The sequence below is a fragment of the Novosphingobium aeonii genome, from assembly GCF_052279045.1.
Taxonomy (GTDB): Bacteria; Pseudomonadota; Alphaproteobacteria; order Sphingomonadales; family Sphingomonadaceae; genus Novosphingobium.
The window spans coordinates 28,633-46,457 of sequence record NZ_CP176833.1 but is presented as its reverse complement, the minus strand read 5'-3'; the positions used below and the strand labels follow the sequence as shown (position 1 = coordinate 46,457).

General features: G+C 64.5%; 14 protein-coding genes. 13 read left to right on the top strand and 1 reads right to left on the bottom strand.

Annotated elements, in window-relative coordinates; translation table 11 throughout:
• Positions 1-214: 214 nt before the first annotated feature.
• From ACLIMP_RS16170 to ACLIMP_RS16115, 12 genes are all read left to right on the top strand, one after another.
• On the top strand, positions 215-1,948 hold the full coding sequence (locus tag ACLIMP_RS16170; protein WP_443478545.1) for a ShlB/FhaC/HecB family hemolysin secretion/activation protein: 1,734 nt from the start codon (positions 215-217) through the stop codon (positions 1,946-1,948).
• A 37-nt stretch (positions 1,949-1,985) separates the two neighbouring features.
• A complete protein-coding gene (locus ACLIMP_RS16165) occupies positions 1,986-2,603 on the top strand; it encodes a 2OG-Fe(II) oxygenase (protein WP_231635770.1) in 618 nt (205 codons plus the stop codon).
• Between the two features lie 24 nt (positions 2,604-2,627).
• Positions 2,628-3,155 carry a prepilin peptidase gene (locus ACLIMP_RS16160; protein ID WP_132469599.1) on the top strand — a complete coding sequence of 176 codons (528 nt, stop codon included), beginning with the start codon at positions 2,628-2,630 and terminating at the stop codon, positions 3,153-3,155.
• Between the two features lie 307 nt (positions 3,156-3,462).
• Positions 3,463-4,704: an autotransporter outer membrane beta-barrel domain-containing protein gene (locus ACLIMP_RS16155; protein ID WP_443478544.1), complete on the top strand. Its 1,242-nt coding sequence runs from the start codon at positions 3,463-3,465 to the stop codon at positions 4,702-4,704.
• Between the two features lie 138 nt (positions 4,705-4,842).
• A complete protein-coding gene (locus ACLIMP_RS16150) occupies positions 4,843-5,871 on the top strand; it encodes a ParB/RepB/Spo0J family partition protein (protein WP_054436438.1) in 1,029 nt (342 codons plus the stop codon).
• Positions 5,872-7,304: 1,433 nt separating this feature from the next.
• Positions 7,305-8,894 (top strand): hypothetical protein, encoded by a 1,590-nt coding sequence (locus tag ACLIMP_RS16145; protein WP_443478543.1) that lies wholly within the window; start codon positions 7,305-7,307, stop codon positions 8,892-8,894.
• A gap of 481 nt (positions 8,895-9,375) precedes the next feature.
• Positions 9,376-10,857 carry a hypothetical protein gene (locus tag ACLIMP_RS16140; RefSeq protein WP_443478542.1) on the top strand — a complete coding sequence of 494 codons (1,482 nt, stop codon included), beginning with the start codon at positions 9,376-9,378 and terminating at the stop codon, positions 10,855-10,857.
• 68 nt (positions 10,858-10,925) lie between these two features.
• Positions 10,926-12,275 (top strand): EAL domain-containing protein, encoded by a 1,350-nt coding sequence (locus tag ACLIMP_RS16135; protein WP_132469602.1) that lies wholly within the window; start codon positions 10,926-10,928, stop codon positions 12,273-12,275.
• 65 nt (positions 12,276-12,340) lie between these two features.
• Positions 12,341-12,553: a hypothetical protein gene (locus ACLIMP_RS16130; protein WP_132469603.1), complete on the top strand. Its 213-nt coding sequence runs from the start codon at positions 12,341-12,343 to the stop codon at positions 12,551-12,553.
• Positions 12,550-13,245, top strand: coding sequence for a helix-turn-helix domain-containing protein (locus ACLIMP_RS16125; protein WP_132469604.1), 696 nt, complete (start codon positions 12,550-12,552; stop codon positions 13,243-13,245). The genes ACLIMP_RS16130 and ACLIMP_RS16125 overlap by 4 nt, the downstream gene beginning before the upstream one ends.
• A gap of 162 nt (positions 13,246-13,407) precedes the next feature.
• Positions 13,408-13,800 carry a response regulator gene (locus ACLIMP_RS16120; protein WP_054436411.1) on the top strand — a complete coding sequence of 131 codons (393 nt, stop codon included), beginning with the start codon at positions 13,408-13,410 and terminating at the stop codon, positions 13,798-13,800.
• The gene (locus ACLIMP_RS16115) at positions 13,797-14,942 is read left to right on the top strand and encodes a sensor histidine kinase (protein WP_185999216.1); all 1,146 of its coding nucleotides are present in this window, start codon (positions 13,797-13,799) and stop codon (positions 14,940-14,942) included. Before ACLIMP_RS16120 ends, ACLIMP_RS16115 begins: the two co-directional genes overlap by 4 nt.
• Here the strand turns inward: ACLIMP_RS16115 and ACLIMP_RS16110 are convergent.
• Positions 14,922-16,226 carry a sensor histidine kinase gene (locus ACLIMP_RS16110; RefSeq protein ID WP_292636586.1) on the bottom strand — a complete coding sequence of 435 codons (1,305 nt, stop codon included), beginning with the start codon at positions 16,224-16,226 and terminating at the stop codon, positions 14,922-14,924. The two genes, ACLIMP_RS16115 and ACLIMP_RS16110, sit on opposite strands and share 21 nt — an antisense overlap.
• A 652-nt stretch (positions 16,227-16,878) precedes the next feature.
• Between ACLIMP_RS16110 and cpaB the strand changes: the two genes are divergently transcribed.
• Positions 16,879-17,823, top strand: a complete 945-nt coding sequence (cpaB, locus tag ACLIMP_RS16105; protein WP_054436413.1) for a Flp pilus assembly protein CpaB — start codon at positions 16,879-16,881, stop codon at positions 17,821-17,823.
• Positions 17,824-17,825 lie beyond the last annotated feature (2 nt).

The window sequence follows — 17,825 nt, the reverse complement described above, 5'->3', positions numbered from 1 at the left end:
GGCTTTCCCGGCGCCTGACACCTCTCTTGCGCATTCCTTCATGCGGCTGCCTCGCCCTGCAAGCAGGCTGGTGCAGGCAATTGCCGCCCGATGGAGCCGCTCCGGCTCCAGTTCGGGATGCCGGGCGAGTCCATGTCCTTCATCTTTCAGCAAAAGCCCCCCCACGCACCACTTTCCGCATCTGGAAACACGAACCTTAGGCAATGACGCGAAAATGACGGTTCTGGCATTCCTACCCCACCGCTCGCGCATCGTGCCGCAGGACAAGCGTTTGTCCCGGCGCCTGGGCCTCCTGCTGGCAGGGCTGCTTTTGCAGTCGGCACCCTGCCAGTCGGCCCAGGCGCAAATCCTGGTTCCCGTTCCCCAGTCACCCACGATCGACCGCGACCGCATCGACCGGCAGGATCCGAACGTGCCCCGCGTGCCGGCGCCGACCCAGGTTCCGCAGGCACAGCCACCCGTCGTGGCCGGCACGTCGAACACCCCTTCCAGAGGCCCCGGCGTGATGCTCAACGCACTGCGCTATGAAGGTTCGACACTGCCGAGGGCCACGCTCGACAAGGCCGTTGCCGCCTTCATCGGCGCGCCGCTCAATCAGGACAATCTTCAGAAGATCGCCAATGTCATCAGCGCGACTTACGCGCAGAGCGACATTGCCTTCTACGCCGTGACCGTTCCGCCCCAGGTGCCCACGGGCGGCGTCATCACCATTCGCGTGCTTGAAGGACGGATCACCGAGTACGCGCTGGACGGCAAGACCAAGAGCACGCCGACCCGGCTGATCGACGCACAAGTAAAGCGCCTGATGCGTGAAACGCCGACCCACAAGTCGAGCATCGAACGCACCATCTCGCTGCTGCGCGACATTCCCGGGCAGACGGTCCAGGCGAGCCTCAAGCCCACGGCCCGACCCGGCGAGCTCGCGCTCGACCTCAAGGTTGAACGCAAGCAGATCGACGTGACGCTGAACGTCAACAATGCGGGTGTCGTCAACGTCACCACCGGCGTCCAGTCGCAGGTCGGCGTCAGCGTCAACGGGGTGCTTCGCGAAGGGGACACCACCCGGCTTTCCGGCAACGTACCCTTCAACCCGGAGCGCTATCAGTTCTACTCGGTCAGCCATGCCACGCCGATCGGCTCGAACGGAACGACGCTGGGGGTGAGCGGTGCCTATGTCCGCACCAAGACCAAGGACCTCGATATTGTGGGCGAAGCGAAGCAGGCGGGGATCGCGATTTCGCACCCCCTGATCCGCTCCTATCGCCGCAATCTCTCGTTGAGCCTTTCGTTGGACGGCACCAACAGCAACAACTATTTCCTCGACACGACGTTCGGCGGTTTCAAGACGCGCGCGGTTCGTCTCGGTACGGTATGGTCGTCGATCGACAAGACCGGCGGCTATGCAATTTCGACGAGCCTCAGCCAGGGGCTCGACGGGCTCGGCGCGCGGCCGATCGAAGGCTATTCCGAAGCCGGATTCCGCAAGGCGAACGTTCAGATCACCGCGGTGAAGGAACTGAGCAAGACGATCTCCGTCAGGGCGACCGTGCGCGGGCAGTATACGCGAGACAAATTGCCGACCACGGAACGTTTCTCTCTCGGCGGTGACGAGGCGGGTATGGCCTACCGTGTCGGCATCATCACAGCGGACAAGGCCGCAGCAGGCGGGCTTGAAGTGAACTGGCGGGTGGCTGGGAAGCCGGCTGCCAGCGCACGGGGGCTCACCGTCTTCGCCTATACGGATGCCGCCTTGGCGCACAGCTATGCGAGGCCGGCTTACGCCCTCGCCTCCGAGAACGTCACGCTCGCGACGGCGGGCGGAGGGGTGAGAATCACGCCGATCAAGGGGTGGACGGCGAGCGCACAAGTTGCGGTTCCTGTCAAGTCTCCATATGAGTATTACAGCAAAAAAGCGCGCTTCTTCTTCAGCGTCAGTCGAACAGTCTGAATTGCGCTTTTGCGTGTACGCAAAAAGCCGGCGTCCCATGGGCGCCGGCTTTTCTATCCGCGGTATCGATTCAATCAAAGGGATAGAGAAGACGATGAAAAACGTCTGGGAAGTCTGGCCAAGCGCACTCACTACAGCGGAATGCGACGCGATCGCCAAGCGCGCCGAAAATTACGGAGAGCAGGACGCTACCATAGGGTTCACGAACTCGCTTCGCAGCGATCTTGGATATCGGACGTCGAGTGTCCGCTGGCTCGATGTTTCGCGCGAGAAGGACATCGTTTCGCGCATCATGGATTTCGTTCGCCCTTCGAACCGCACCAACTTCGGCGTCGAGATCGAAGCGCCGTACGAACTTCAGTTCACTGAATACCGGGCGACAAACAAAGGGCATTACGATTGGCATCAGGACGTATGGCTTGAATCGCCCCGCCCTTACGCCAGGAAGCTTTCCGTAGTTGTCCAAATGTCGTCGCCGGAGGAGTACAAAGGCGGGCAATTCGAATTCTTCGGCATCCCCAATCCGGGGGGCCAGTTCGCCCCGCGGGGCAGCCTGCTGATCTTTCCTTCGTTTCTCCAGCACCGGGTCCTGCCGGTGGTCGAAGGAAAGCGGCGCAGCCTTGTGACATGGATCGAAGGGCCGAACTGGCGCTGAACGGGCTTTGGCTGGCGCTTTGCGATGAACATTCCCGCTCTCGCCGCTTCGGCTCCGGCGCATCCTCTTGTCTGCCTGGCGGCAGTGGCCGCACTGCTCCTGCTGAGCGGCGCTGCGATCTGCATGGATCTGGCATATCGCCGAATTCCCAATCTCGTTTGCGTCGCCGTTGCTCTATGCGCGGTTCCGTACTGGTTCGGCATTTCGGGCTGGTCTGGAATGTTGAGCCTTGGCGGGCAACTGGCGATTTCACTGGCCCTGACGTTGCCCTTGGCGCTCGCATTTGCATTGCGACTGATCGGCGGCGGTGACGTGAAGCTTATCCTGGCCATGGTGCTTTGGGTTGGAATGGCGAAAGTCGGGACGATGGCGCTCGCCGTCGCCGTGATCGGGGGGATGTTGGGCATTTCCCTGAAGCTCCTGAACCTGGTGTTCTGGCGCATCCGAACCGACAACCTGCCTTATGGCTTGGCGATCGTCGCGGGTACTTTCGTTGCCATGGCCGGCGACCTCGGCCGGCTGCTGGCAAATGCGTGCCTCGCGGCGGCATAGGGGGGCCTCGGGCGGGGGAATTGCAGCCGAAACGCCCTCGAAACCCCGCCGCTGCCGGAAGCTGCGCGGGGCTGTCGGCAAAGGGGCTGTAAATTACGCAAGTCCATGCTCAGCAGGCATCGCGCATCACGGGCTGGCGGATAAACGCCTCGAAAATCCGGGTTTCATCCGCAAATTCAGCTTCGCCGTCATCGCGGGGCGCCGCTGCCCAAAGCCCTCGATCCGAACTCAATTCGGCTGGCGAACGGGCCGCCGGCGTGGTCCCCTAAGGGCCGAACACAATTCACAAGATACCAGGGAGTTCAACTTGCAGCGCACATCGTCCGTCATGGGAATTCAGCTATCGGCGCGTTTCGCCGCAGCGGCTTGCGCGGTGTCGGTGGCAGCGATCGGCCTCGCGTCTCCAGCCCTTGCCGCTCCTTATGGTCCCGACGCGACGACGCCGGGCGAAGCGGCGGTGGCGGGGGCACTGGATGCGATCGCCAATCCCGCGACCAGCACTTATGGGCCGATGCTGGATTCGATCGACGATCTGCCGGATGCCTCGCAGCGCGCGGCCGCGCTGAACCAGCTGAGCCCGCGTAATTATCGGCTGCTGCCGCGTCTCGCCATCCAGTCGATGGACGCGACGGACCGGGAGATCCGGGGCTATCTGGTCCAGCGCCGTGAAATGGCGCTTGATGCCGGGCCCGATGTGCCGAGCAGCGGCGACAAGACGATCACCTTCATGCTCAGCTACGGCCTCAAGCAGGGCAAGTATGAGGCCCGCACCGATCGTCCTTCTGCAAATTCGGACAGCCGGTCGATCCGCGCCGGCGTCGATATCGCGCCGGTCGAGGGCATGATCCTGGGCGCGACGCTGGGTATCGACGGTCTCGATGCCAATCTCGACCGCAGCCAGCAACCGCGTATCACCCAGTTCAACGTGAACATCGGGCCCTATGCCAGCTATACGAACGGCAAGTTCTACGTCGATGCCACTGCCGGATACAACCGGAGCTACTACAAGCTGCGGCGGCAGGTGTCCTGGACCGGGTTCACGGATCAGCTTCAGGCCCGTGCAGATGGCGATAACGCCGCAGGTACGGTCGAAGCAGGCGGAATTCTGCAAGTCGGCGCCTTTCGGGCGCAACCGTTCGCCGGATTGCAGTATCGATACGCCGACGTCAGCGGGTTTGCGGAGCACGGCGGCACCGCCGCGCTGGGTGTCGCAAGATACAAGACGGAATCGCTGCGCGGATCTCTCGGCTTGCGCACGACGGCGACGGTCAAGAAAGGTTCATGGGCGATCCGGCCGATGGTCGAGGCGCAATGGCAGCGTGAACTGCGTTCGCATCCCGACAGCCGGATCGAGGCGATCTTCCTTGACGGAGGCACCCCGATCTTCACGCTGCCCGCCGGTCGCTATGCGCGCAATGCCGCCATTGTCGGCGCAGGGCTGACCGCAGTTCACGGCGACCGGACCGCGCTTCGTCTTTCCTACAACGGAGAACTTGCGAAGGACCGCCGCGTCCATGCCTTTGCGATTACCGCCAGTCGCCGCTTCTAGGCGAAACGTGCCGCAAAACATCGTTCGAACTGACTGTAACGCTGCGGGAAAGCCGCCGATACGAACATAGTTTAACGCGGCTCGGGCGCAGGAGCCCGATATGAAGGCGGTTCGGGTCGGGAAATGATGGAGGGCTTGATGGCCGGTTTTGTACGAGACATTCTTACGACGCTCTCTTACGAACCCCATCCTTCCGAAGGGCCTGGCGTTGACGGCGAAGCGTTATCGCGGCTCGACCAGAGACTGGCCGGGTTCGTGCAGGGCGGCGGACGGGCGCGGACGGCGATCTCGATCCGCCCTGCCGATTGCAGCGTCTGGGATGGAAATCCGCGCGACGTGCCAGGACTGTCGGCTGAAAGCTGCCGTTCGCTTATCGAATCCATCGCGCAGGAGGATGGGAACCGGATTCCCGTGCTGGTAAGGCACAATCCTCCCGGTTCTGATCATCCCTATCAGTTGCTGGTGGGTAGCCGGAGGCGCTTCTCGGTTGACTGGCTCAATCACAATGGGCGACCGGAAATCCGGTTGACCGCGCTCATCGTGGATCTCACCGACGAGGAGGCGTTCCGCCTCGCGGATATCGAAAATCGCGAACGCGAGGATATCACCGAACTGGATCGCGCTCGCAGCTACCAGAATGCGGTCGATCGCTTTTATGGCGGTGTGCAGTCGCGGATGGCCGAAGCGCTCAACCTGTCGAACAGCCAGCTCAGCAGGTTGCTTGCGTTGGCGCAGATGCCGGACGATGTCGTAAATGCTTTCGCCACACGCGATGAATTGCGCGTTCGCCATTCCGAAGTTCTGACGCCGCTTCTGCGCCGCCCGGAGCAATGCCAGCGCGTTCTCGTAACCGCGCGGCAGATCGGTGAGGAACAACAGCGTCTCGCGGCCTCCGGGGAGCGTATGATTCCGGCCGCGACGGTGTTGAGCCGCCTCAAGGAGGCAGGCAAGGAAGGCGATGCGCGAAAGGGGAACGACACCCCCCTGATCGTGGGAGACGCACGGGTAGGCAGGATCAAACCCGCACGCGAGGGTGTTTCCGTCGATCTGATTGTCAGCGAGGATACCGATATCGATGCCTTGCTACGGGCCCTGCGGGTCGCGCTGATCGATAGTCGCAGACAGTTGCCGGCCGATGCCGATATCGGCGACGACGGATTCTCATGATCTAGTTTACGACCTAGCTGAGAAGTGTCTGCCGCTTTCGCGGCGCTTTTCGGGCTTGGCGCCTGAAGACGCGGGAATTGCGCGTCTGTCAGCTATCGCGCGCTCGCCTTGCGCGTGATGCACTGTTCTACCGTATTTTCGGAGAGCGACCGGTTCTCCGCCGGTTTTGCCGCCATGCGCTGCGTGCGAGCGGCGGGCTTGTTGTCGTCGCCATCCCCAGGATTACCGGACCAACCGATTTTTCGCCCGGTTTCGGGAGCGGGGTTTGGCGGAGCGAGGCGGCTACGGGCGGGTGATGACGGTCGCATATCTCCCGGCAGCAGAGGTGGTATTCCGACTCTGAAGCCGGGGCCTCGTGTGCTGCGGTCTGATGCCCCGGTTCAGGCGTAAAGCACCGGCTGTGCCGCCCTAACAACACTCACTCCGGCTTGATTGCCAAATCCAGGCATAAGCGCGGATTGCGTGCGCTGCGCGGCCATTTGCGAGCTTCAATCCAGCGAAAGGCTGGCATTTTCGCGGGATTATATCCCAAAGTCAGTAATTTGCGTGGGGCGAAAGGCATATCGCGCATTCCCGAAGCGGGACTGGTTCCGGGCCAGGGACAGCAGGTTCTGCGCGGTTCCTTCTCGGCGAGAGGAGCCCTCCATGATGCGCTTAGGCTTCGGCGCAGTGGGCAATTTCCATGGAGGTTAATCGAGATGCCGCGTCAACAACCGCGCCGTTCCACAAGGCATGTCCTGCTTTGTGCGACTGCAATTCCGCTTCTGCTGTTGGGTGCCTGTGCCGATGGAGTCGGCTTCAGGGTTGGCGCCGGCGGTGGAGGATCACCGTCCGGTCCGACTGGACCTACCAGCCCGACTGGCCCCACCGGCCCCACCGGCCCCACAGGTCCGACCGGCCCTACCGGCCCTACCGGCCCGAGTGATCCGAGCGGCCCGACTGGCCCGACTGGCCCGACTGGCCCGACTGGTCCTACTGGTCCCACAGATCCTACTGGCCCGACTGGCCCGACTAATCCGACCGGCCCGACCGGCCCCACCGGCCCCACCGGCCCCACCGGCCCAACCGGTCCCACCGGCCCAACCGGTCCCACCGGCCCAACCGGTCCCACCGGCCCAACCGGTCCCACCGGCCCAACTGGTCCCACCAGCCCGACTGGCCCAACCGGTCCAACCGGTCCCACCGGCCCGACCGGCCCAACCGGTCCCACCGGCCCCACCGGTCCCACCGGCCCGACCGGCCCCACCAGCCCGACTGGCCCAACCGGTCCGACTGGCCCTACCGGCCCGACTGGTCCCACCGGCCCGACTGGTCCCACAGGTCCAACCAATCCGACCGGCCCAGCAGGCTTCACCGGGCCGCTTGCCGGTGTGACTGTGGGTGGTGGCGGGCTGCTTGGCCCCAGCGGCTCAGGTACACTGATCGATGTCAATGTGGCCCCCGGCACAGCGACCACGAACGGAAGCGGTATCGCGGTCGACCTGCTCACGGGTGATGGACAAGTCGTCAACGTGGCGCTTCCCACCACGACCGAGCAAACGCAACAAGCTCTCGCGCCGCTGGGTTCGTTGACTGGCGCCTTGCTGGGCGATCAGGTCGGCGGAACGGTGACGCAGTTGACCAATGGCCTTGCACCCACCGTGGCCACGGTCACTTCGACAGTAGACAGCATCACTTCGCCCCTGCTCGATACGGTCAACGGCGTGCTGTCGCCCGTGCTGGGCAATGGCGGGCTGCTGTCGCCCGTCACCGGCCAGCTCGGAGGGCTCATTGATGGACTGACCGGAAGCCTTGGAGGAGGCAATACCGATCCCGCAAGGACTTACGATGGGCCATTGCTGGGTCTCGACCTGGGCAACAATGTCCTGACCGGACCGAGCAGCGGGGATACGCTGCTGGGCCTCAACGTCCTGTCCGAAAACCCCGGCCTGACTTCGGGACAACTGGTAACGGCCGACGTGCTTTCGAACGGCAACGTAGTCGACCTGACGCTGCCGACTACGGCCGAAGGCGTGGCAGCCGGACTGGCACCCCTGGGCAATCTCACCGGCGCGCTTCTCGGCGAGCAGGTTGGCGGGACAGTCGATCAACTGACCAATACGCTTGCTCCCGTGATCGCTCCGGTAACCGCGATCGTGGATAGCGTGACGTCTCCGTTGCTCGATACCGTCAACGGCTCGCTGGGCGGCATCGTTGGTGGGCTCGGTCCTGTCGGCGGATCTTCGGTCCTCGCCCCGGTAACGGGCCTCGTCGATGGTGTGCTGGGCGGCCTTACGGGCGGCACCAGCGACGGCGGCCTGCTGGCGCCGGTCACGGGTCTTGTCGGTGGTCTCACCGGCGGCACGACGGACGGCGGCGTGCTTGCTCCGGTGACCGGGCTTGTCGACGGTGTGCTGGGCGGCCTTACGGGCGGCACCAGTGACGGCGGCCTGCTGGCGCCGGTCACGGGTCTTGTCGGTGGCCTCACCGGCGGCACGACGGACGGCGGCGTGCTTGCTCCGGTGACCGGGCTTGTCGACGGTGTGCTGGGCGGCCTTACGGGTGGTACCAGTGACGGCGGCCTGCTGGCGCCGGTCACGGGTCTTGTCGGTGGTCTCACCGGCGGCACCAGTGACGGCGGCGTGCTTGCCCCGGTGACCGGGCTTGTCGACGGTGTGCTGGGCGGCCTTACGGGTGGTACCAGTGACGGCGGCCTGCTGGCGCCGGTCACGGGCCTTGTCGGCGGTCTCACCGGCGGCACGACGGACGGCGGCGTGCTTGCTCCGGTGACCGGGCTTGTCGACGGTGTGCTTGGCGGCCTTACGGGCGGCACCAGTGATGGCGGCCTGCTGGCGCCGGTCACGGGCCTTGTCGGTGGTCTCACCGGCGGCACGACGGACGGCGGCGTGCTTGCTCCCGTTACCGGTCTTGTCGGTGGCCTGACCGGATCGACCTCCGGCTCGGGAACGGGGACGACGACCGGTTCGGTACTGGCTCCGGTAACGGGCCTCGTCGGATCGCTGCTCGGCGGTCTCGGGAAATAATCGCTATGTGTGCCCGGCGCCCCACAACCCCATGGCTGGGCACACAAACGACCCTCCCCTTCTGAAACGGGGGGCGGGGAAGAGGAGGCAGTCCCGGCGACGGGGCTGCCTCTTCGATTCTGTCGTCAGAGATATTGTGGAATGGCCGGGATGGAGGAAATCAGTTTCTGCGCCGACGCAAAATGAGCCGGAATGAGCATTTAACCATTTCGGCCGTCATGGCAGGGATTTTCGGGCCTTGCCGGGGCTTGGCCCGCAGGATTTCCGTTATCGGGTAAGCCTTTCCGGGATTTTGCGTGTCCATGGCGGCTGTCTCCCGGTCTGCACATCGCGCTTGGTTACCAACGCAGTGACCTGATCGGAACCGCACTTCGGGACATGGCCGGGGCGGCTCCTTCTGGACGCGATCCAGCACGCGGCGTGGTTCTATCGTGAATTCCAATGAAGCCGGCGAAGGCCGACAGCACATTGGAGAAGACCCATGGCGACACGTTGTTACCCCAAGTTCAAAAGGCACGTCCTGCTAGCGTCGACCACGCTTCCTTTGCTGCTGGTCGCGGCATGTGCCGGAGGAGTGGGCTTCGAGAGCGGTAATCCCACCGGTCCGAACAATCCCAGCGGCCCGACGGGCCCTACCGGTCCCACCGGCCCCACCGGCCCCACCGGCCCCACCGGCCCCACCGGCCCCACCGGCCCCACCGGCCCCACCGGTCCCACCGGCCCCACCGGCCCTACCGGCCCTACCGGCCCTACCGGCCCTACCGGTCCTACCGGCCCTACCGGCCCTACCGAACCAACCGGTCCCACAACCTTCACCGGTCCGCTTGCCGGGGTCGGCGTCGGTGGCACCGATCTGCTCGGGCCAAGCGGTGCGGGAACGCTGATCGATGTGAACGTGGCGCCGGGCACGGCTACCTCGAATGGCAGCGGCCTCGTGGTCGACGTGCTGACGGGAGACGGAAAGGTTGTGCAGGTCACTCTGCCCACCACGACCGCGCAGACGCAGCAGGCTCTCGCGCCGCTGGGTTCGTTGACGGGCGCTCTTCTGGGCGATCAGGTTGGCGGTACGGTGACGCAGGTGACGAATGGCCTGGCGCCCACCGTTGCGACGGTGACGTCCACCGTGAACGGCATCACCTCGCCCCTGCTGGATACCGTCAATGGCGCCCTGTCGCCGCTCACCGGCGAGACCGGGATACTGGCTCCGGTCACCGGCCAGCTCGGCGGCCTCGTCGATGGGCTGACGGGCGGCCTGGGCGGGGGCAGCAACGATCCCGCGCGCACTTACGATGGGCCGCTGCTGGGGCTGGACCTCGGCAACAACGTGGTGTCCGGGCCGAGCACGAACGATACGCTTGTCGGCCTCAATGTCCTTTCCGACAATCCAGGCCTTACTTCGGGGCAACTGGTCACGGCCGATGTGCTTGCTGACGGCAACGTCCTCGCAGTCACGCTGCCGACCACCAGCGAAGGCGTGGCCGCCGGGCTGGCGCCGGTCGGCAATCTGGCTGGCGCCCTGCTCGGCGAGCAGGCCGGCGGGATCGTGGATCAGGTGACGACAGGTGTGGCACCCGTGATCGCGCCGGTAACGGCCACTGTCGATGCCGTGACGTCGCCGTTGCTCGCCACTGTCAATGGATCGCTTGGGTCTATCACCGGCAACCTGGGGACCGGAGCAGGTGCGGGATCGCTACTTGAGCCGGTGACAGGGCTCGTCGGCGGGCTAGTCGGAGGCCTCGGGAATGGTTCGACCGGGACCGGCGCGGTGCTGGCGCCGGTGACAGGGCTGGTCGATGGCCTGACCGGCGGTCTCACAGGAGGGCTCACGGGAGGCGGAAGTGGTTCAGGGGCTGTCCTCGCGCCGGTTACGGGTGTCGTCACCTCGCTGGTGGGCGGTCTTACCGGAAGCACGTCCGGCTCCGGTTCGCTGCTGGGCGGACTGCTCGGCGGTTCCGGCAACTGATTGGCCGGCCCGTGCAGGCTGCGGCCTGCGCGGGCCTCCCCGCCACAACCCCTTCGGATCGCGCCAAGATGATCGACCTCGACAAGATCAGCCCGCCCAATCGTTGCAGCAATTACCTTCTGATCGTCCGCCTCGACAACGCGCGGGCCATCGCCTCTGTCTATGGCGGGGATGCCGTGACGGCCGCTGTCGCGCATCTTGAGGAGGGGATCGCGGCGAGCCTCAACCCCGCGCGGATATGCGGGATCGATGGCGACGAGATCACCGTGCTCGCCCATGCGGCCTTGCTGGATGCGGATTTCGTCAGCACGCAGGTCGATGCATTATGCAGGGCATTGTGCCTGTCGCCTGTGCAGCATGGCGGCAACCGGATATTGCTGTCGGTATCTGTCGGATACAGCGATCCGGTGCCGGGAATGCTTCCGGAAGATCGTTCGGAAGCCTGCCTGGCTGCCCGGAAACGCCTCGAGGCCGCCTGTTCGCCCGGTGCCGGGCCGATGCCTTCCACGGTGCAGGGACAGGCGCGCTACCGAGACGACATGACGCGCGCGGTACGGTTCATAGACCAGTTTTCCGGCGGGGAAACGTTCTTCGCATGGCGGCCGGTTTTCCACTCCCGCGATCCCGATCTGGTCCTGCAGCACGAAGCTTTGCTGCGCGTCTCCGGCCCGCAGGGCGAGCAGGTGGATTGTTCCGCCGCCTATGCCGCTCTCGAGCGGCTGGGGTTCGTCCATCTTCTCGATCGCGCTCTGGCTCTCAGGGTTCTCGAGGAACTGGAATCCGATCCGCGTGCTGCGCTGTCGATAGCCATCTCTCCGCAGAGCCTGTCCTTCGCGCTTGGCGGCCCCGATGCCGCGTGGACCGAGTTTCTCGATCGGATTGAGCACAGGCCTGCCGACGCCGCCCGGCTCACGCTCGAGTTCCATGAATCGGCCGGTTGCCGGTTCTGGCCCGATACGCTCACGTTCCTGAATACACTTCGAGAGCTGGGCGTGCGCTTTGCGATCTCAGGCTTCGGCGGTGGTCATGCTGCGACCCGGCAACTGGCCGTCCTGCGGCCGGATGCGGTCAAGCTGGATAGCGCCTTCCTGCGCACCGCCACGCTCTCGGACCGGAATCGCGCGCGGATCGGGCACCTGATCGGCGAGGCGAAAACGCTCTGCAGCACTGTCATCCTCAGTGGCGCGGAAACGCCAGCCCAGATCAGGCTCGCGGTGGAGGAGGGCGCCGAATGGCTTGCCGGCGCCCGTCAGGGGCGGGCCGGAATCCCGCGCAACCGGCCTTCCCAGCGGCGCGAAGGGCTCGCGGCAGGGCCGGGTTCCCGGGCCGCCGTCTTCGCGCCTGTGCTTCCCACGCCGACCCCGTTTTCCCCGGCGCCCTTTTCGACCGGCCGGGCGAGACAGAGCCCGGTGTTCTGAACCTGCCCACACGACTTTCCGTGCCGGTGCTCCGGACGGACCATGACAAACGAAAGGAAGCTGCGATGACGAACGACAAGGTCCAGCGTGCACGCGATCTCCTGTGCATCGCACTCGAGATGCTCGACGAGTGCGAAACATTCGTGACCGGAGCACTGGTGTCCGGCGCAATCGATTCCCTCGATGGAGAGCGCGGTCCTTCCGGGCCCGTGGTGGAACGCCCCAGTTTGGAGCGCCGTCCCCGTCTTGTCGCGCCGACGATGCGAAGCTGCGCATGAACCTGGGTCATCACACGCTGCCGGCCCGGCTCGATCGGGCGGATTGCTCCAGCCCGCCCCGGTTCAGCCTCCTGCTGGACACGCAGGTGATCGCTGATGGGCATTCGGCCGAAGTATATGTGCACAATCTCTCGCAAGGCGGCCTTCTCGTGGAGGGGGATGTCGAACTGGAGGTGGACGATCCGATCGAGATCGACTTGCCGATGGCCCCGGGGGTCCCGGCAAGGGTCGTATGGCGCAGCGACAATTTCTTCGGCTGCCGGTTCGAAACGCCGATATCCGCGGCTGTCCTCGGTGCGGCCCGGCTTCGCGCCGCGCCGGTCGTGTCGGCAAGTGAGCCGGCTCCTGCGCCAGCCCAGGAGGAGGAAGGCGACGCCGATGGTGCTGGCGGCCAGGAATCGTTGGCACGCCGCCTGCGGCGTCTGCGCAAGCAGAACGGCTTCAGCCAGGGCGCTCTGGCCGAGCGGATCGGCGTCAGCAAGCCGACGGTCTGGGCATGGGAGCATGGTCGGGCGAGGCCGCAGGATGGCCGCATGAAAGTGATTGCCAGTGCGCTGGGCACGTCCATCGACGAACTCGAAGGCCTGCCCCGCAAAGACGACCTGGCGTTCGTCATGACGCAGTATCGCGACCAGATTGCGGCGCATTTCAACGTCGCACCGTCAAAGGTACGCATCGTGATCGAGTTTTAAGACCATTGGTGAGCGCGGAGCAATGCTCCACAGGTTATCCTCATGAAAAGCTGGTCTTTGGCTCGTTCATTTATTGATAATGGAGCGTAGTTATAGGATGGGTAGGGGACCAGTGGCGGCTGGTGCTACACGCCACGTCGTCACGGGGAGGATCGAGATCGGATGCACGACGCGCAGGCCAGGGTACTTGTCCTCGATGATTTCTCGGCGATCGTCGAGGAATTGCTTACGCTGATGTCGCTTCACGGCATTCCCGGCATGGGTGCGTCCAATCTCGGCGAAGCGGTTACGGTTCTGGAGCGGAGCCCTGAAATCAGCGTGATCGCTTGCGATTTGCGGCTCGACCGGGAATCCGGCCTCGACATCGTTTCGCGGGTTCGCGAACACCCCGAGCTTCGCACCCGGCATTTCGAATATCTTTTCATTACCGGGGACCAGATGCGGCCCGAGATGGTGTCCGGCACCTCGTGCTACATGATCTTGACGAAGCCGGTCCAGCCGCAGGAACTGATCCGGATGATCCGCAAGCTGCTGGCAAGCGAGGCGCCGGCGTGAACCTTCACGACCCGGATCTGGCGGCGCTGCGCGCCGAGCGCGACGCCTTGCGGGGGATTGTCCATGAACTGAAGACGCATGTCGGGCTGACCGTGGTCAGCGATCTGCGTCTCGATTCCGCCGCGACCACGATTTTCTTCCGAAGCGAACGCGCGCGCGCGGGAGAGCAGCCGGAAGGTCTTCTCGTGCATCCCGAGGATATCCGCCGTCTTGCTGCGCTCGCCGGGCATTCCGACGTTGTCACCGACTTGCGCGTCGGCCCGGGCGGAAGCGGCAGCCTCACGCTCCTCCTGCGCGAGAATCTGGGCGGAACCCATTGGTCCAGCGCGGTACTGCTGAACATGCGCGAACCGCGCCACCTGCATCATGCGATTGCCGAAAAGGCGCGGCTTGCAGACCTGGGCGAGCGGGCTCTCACGCTAGCGCATGAATTGCGGCAGCCGCTGTTCACCATCTCCATGGCGAACGAAAGCCTGCGCCTTATGCTGGACCGCGCTGATACCACGCGCTCGCGCCTGCACATGGCGGCGGCGCGTATCGCGGCGCAGGTGCAGCGTGCCCAGACCATCATCAAGCGCACCCTTTCCGACACGCGGGACGAGGATGTCCTGCCCGGCAGCGCGGATGTCATGGATGCCGCGCGCCATTCCGTCGAGTTTCTCGAGGCGCTGTTCGATCGCATCGGCATCCGGGTCGAGCTGGACAGCCGCGGCCTTGTCGCCTGCGTCGATCTCGACCGGGTGGAGCTGGAACAGGTCTTTGTCAATGTCCTGCGCAATGCGGCGGACAGCATACAGTCGCGCCGGGAGCAGGGTTGGGATGGGCAGGGCACCATCACGATCGCTCTGGAAGTCGAGGCCGGACAGATCCGCTGCATGATCGCGGATAATGGAGCGGGCCTTCCGCCCGATCTTGCGCAAGTGGCGTTCGAACCGTTCTTCACCACCAAGGCGCACGAAGGCACCGGACTGGGTCTTCATATCTGCAGGCAGATTCTCGAACGCGCGCATGGCGCGATCCGGCTGGTTTCGGGCAATGGTGAAGGCACAAGTGCCGAAAGCGCGGGGGCAGAGGGTGCGCGAGTGGATATCAGCCTGCCGCTGTCGAAGGGAATGGCATCGTCAGATGTCGTCGCGGCCTAGCCTGATGACGAAGCGGGTTGGCTGATTCCGGCGCAGGAGCGAGCGGAAATCGCCTCCTGCCTCGATCGCGACCTGCTCTACCAGCCAGAGCGTGGCGTGGTCTATCTTGCGGCCCGGAGCCGGCTTGTCGTCCCCGTCGATGCACTGGACGGTAATCACGACATGGGCGGGCGTGATCGTTGCGCGCAGCAGGACCTTGCCCTTCTGCTTCTCGTTGTTCGGGCCGATGAAGCCGCCGAAAGCGCTGAGCAGTGCCGCCACCGCCATCATTTCCAGAGCGCCGTGATGTTCCGGAACGAGATGGTCCAGCGCGTTTCCATGCAGTTCGACGGTAACGCCGTGGTGGCGCACGTTCGACTTGGTGGCCGCGATCGCCCTGTCGAGCGCGCTGCGCACGTTGAGCCCGGTCACGTCCTTGTCACCGTTGCGGCCGAACCAGCGGAAAAGACCCAGGATGAAGGCCGCCACTTCCGTGTGAGAGGAAACCCGGCTTACGCGGTCCAGCAGCTGCTTGCGGCTTTCCGCATCGATGTCGAGCTGCTCGACGATGTAGCGCATGTTGCCGTTCGCCATCGATATGACGTTGAGCGGCTGGGCAAGGTCATGCAGCATTCCACTGGTGATGCGGCCCAGGAGCAGGTCGCGCGTGACGGGGACCAGACCGTCTTCTCCCCAGGCCAGCAGGCGCGCGTCCACCATTGCGAGATGCCGCGCCAGCCCGGCGCCGAGGAACGCCGCGCACAGCGAACCGATGAGGATCGCCGCTGTCGCCATCGGGCCGCTCATCAGGAGAAGGCCGCAGAAGCTAGCGGTTGCCAGAAGCAGCGCGACCACCCAGCTCCAGCGCGGGGCGCGCAGAAGGACCGGAACCAGACCGCGCGAAACGAACGCAGCCGAAGCGATGAGGATCAGCAGGGTCCAGTAAGCGGGGGAGGTCCGGGCTTCGGGCATGAACAGCAAGGTGACTGCGAGAATGCCCGAAATTATCAGCGCCTTCAGGGTCTTGTGCAGAACGAACAGGGCGCCGGCGGCCGCCGCGCCGATCAGGCCGGCAGCCGGAGCGAAGGCCGAGGTGAAACCCAGGCACAAGGCGCAGACTGCGATTGCGGCGGGATAGAAGCGGGTTCCATCCTCCCAGGCGCGAAGCCGCGTTCCCAGGCTGGAAGCGCGTGCATTGCGGCGGCCGTCGTCCGGGGCCTGTTCTGAAGCGAGGTCGGGCCGAGGCGCCTCCGCGGGAGACGCGGCGGGCACGAATTCGACGACGTTGTTACTAGAAAGGTCCATGTTCGATCTGCCCCCCGGCGGACGCTGGGTCTCCGGAACAAGGATGGTCGATGTGGGCTGCCCCCGGTCGACCTGAAGATTGCGGAATGTCCTTGCATCTCGCAACTGCGAAGGAAAGAGAAAATAAATTCACGTTAGGTCGTAAGTAAATCAGCTAACGGTCATTTTCATCATGTCGCCGAAAAGGCGATTACAAAATGTTAATCCCCTGAAAAATCGCACTTCACGCCTCAAATCGCCAGGTGTGCATAAGTGTGCCAATTCGCAACAGGCTGGTTGAATGCCTAAATTGCCATTGCGTCTGCATCCATTTTCGCCCTCAATGCTGCAATTCGGAACACGGGAAAGAACCGATCCGAACATGTTCGCTTGGGTTGCAGTTCCATCTGCGACGAGTTGAACTGCTGGATTGCCGCGCAATTTGCTCGAGCAAGACAAGGAAGCGCGTTGTCCTCAAGTTGAGCCGGACAATCGACTTGCGACGATTCCCCTCGCATCGGCTATTTCTCCATATCGGATGAATTCCGAGAACCGCTATCATCCATACGCAAGACGGCGATTGCGTCCGTTCATCGACGTAGAAATCTCCACATCGGATCGTCGGGGCAGTCGATCCGGTTTGCGTAAGCGCAAGGGATAGGGGGAATTTGGCATGCGCCTTGGTTCGAAAGCGAAGCTCACAATCGGCGTCGGCCTGATTGCTGCTTGCAGCTTCGCTTTTCTTGGCGTGCGTGAGCTCGGCCGGGCTGCGAAGCCGGTGGCGGATGCCGCCGCACGGGTCCCTTCGGGCAAGCCGGAACCGGCGCTTGCAGTGCTTGCCGCCACCACGCGTGACATCAGGACGGGTGAGACGATCACCGCCGACATGATCCGCAATGCGAAGTCCGATCCGGCGAAGTTCCCCACCGCTGTAACACCTGCCGAGATCATCGGAAAAGTGGCGACACGGGACATCCAGGGCAATTCGCTGATCCCGCGCACGGCCATCGCGCAGGAAACCAAGCTCGCGATCCGGGTGCCGATCGGCATGCGCGCCATCAGTATCGACACGACGGCGGAAATCGCCGTGGCCGGACTGGTCCGGCCAGGTGACCGGGTGGACGTGCAGGTGGTCTATCCGGGCGAGGATGCCCTGAGCGGCGCGCGGGCAAATGGCGTCAGCCGCGCGCGCACGCTCCTGCAGCGGGTTCCCGTGCTGGCCGTGGGCGAGGCTGTCGTCGGCGCCCAGCCGGCCGGCGCTGTCGAAGGCGCGGTGAGCGCCGAGCCGCCTCCGGCACGCACGGTAACCCTGGCACTTTCGCCCGAGCAGGTTTCCGAGCTTTCGCTCGCGAAGAGCACGGGCGCGCTCTACCTGTCACTGCGCAACCCTGAGGACAATGTGGAAGTCGCGGTGGCGCAGGCTGCCTCGATGTCCATTCCCAGGACCGCGCCCGCCTATGCCGCGCCGCGTCCGATGCAGGTCCAGGCGCCAAGGCCGCGCCCGGCAGCCCGGCCCGCATCCCGCCCTAAAACAAGCCAGCCCTCCGGGTCGCAACCCATCGAACTGGTGGTCGGAGGAAATAGCCAAGTCATCTATTCGGGGAGTGGATCGCGTTGAAA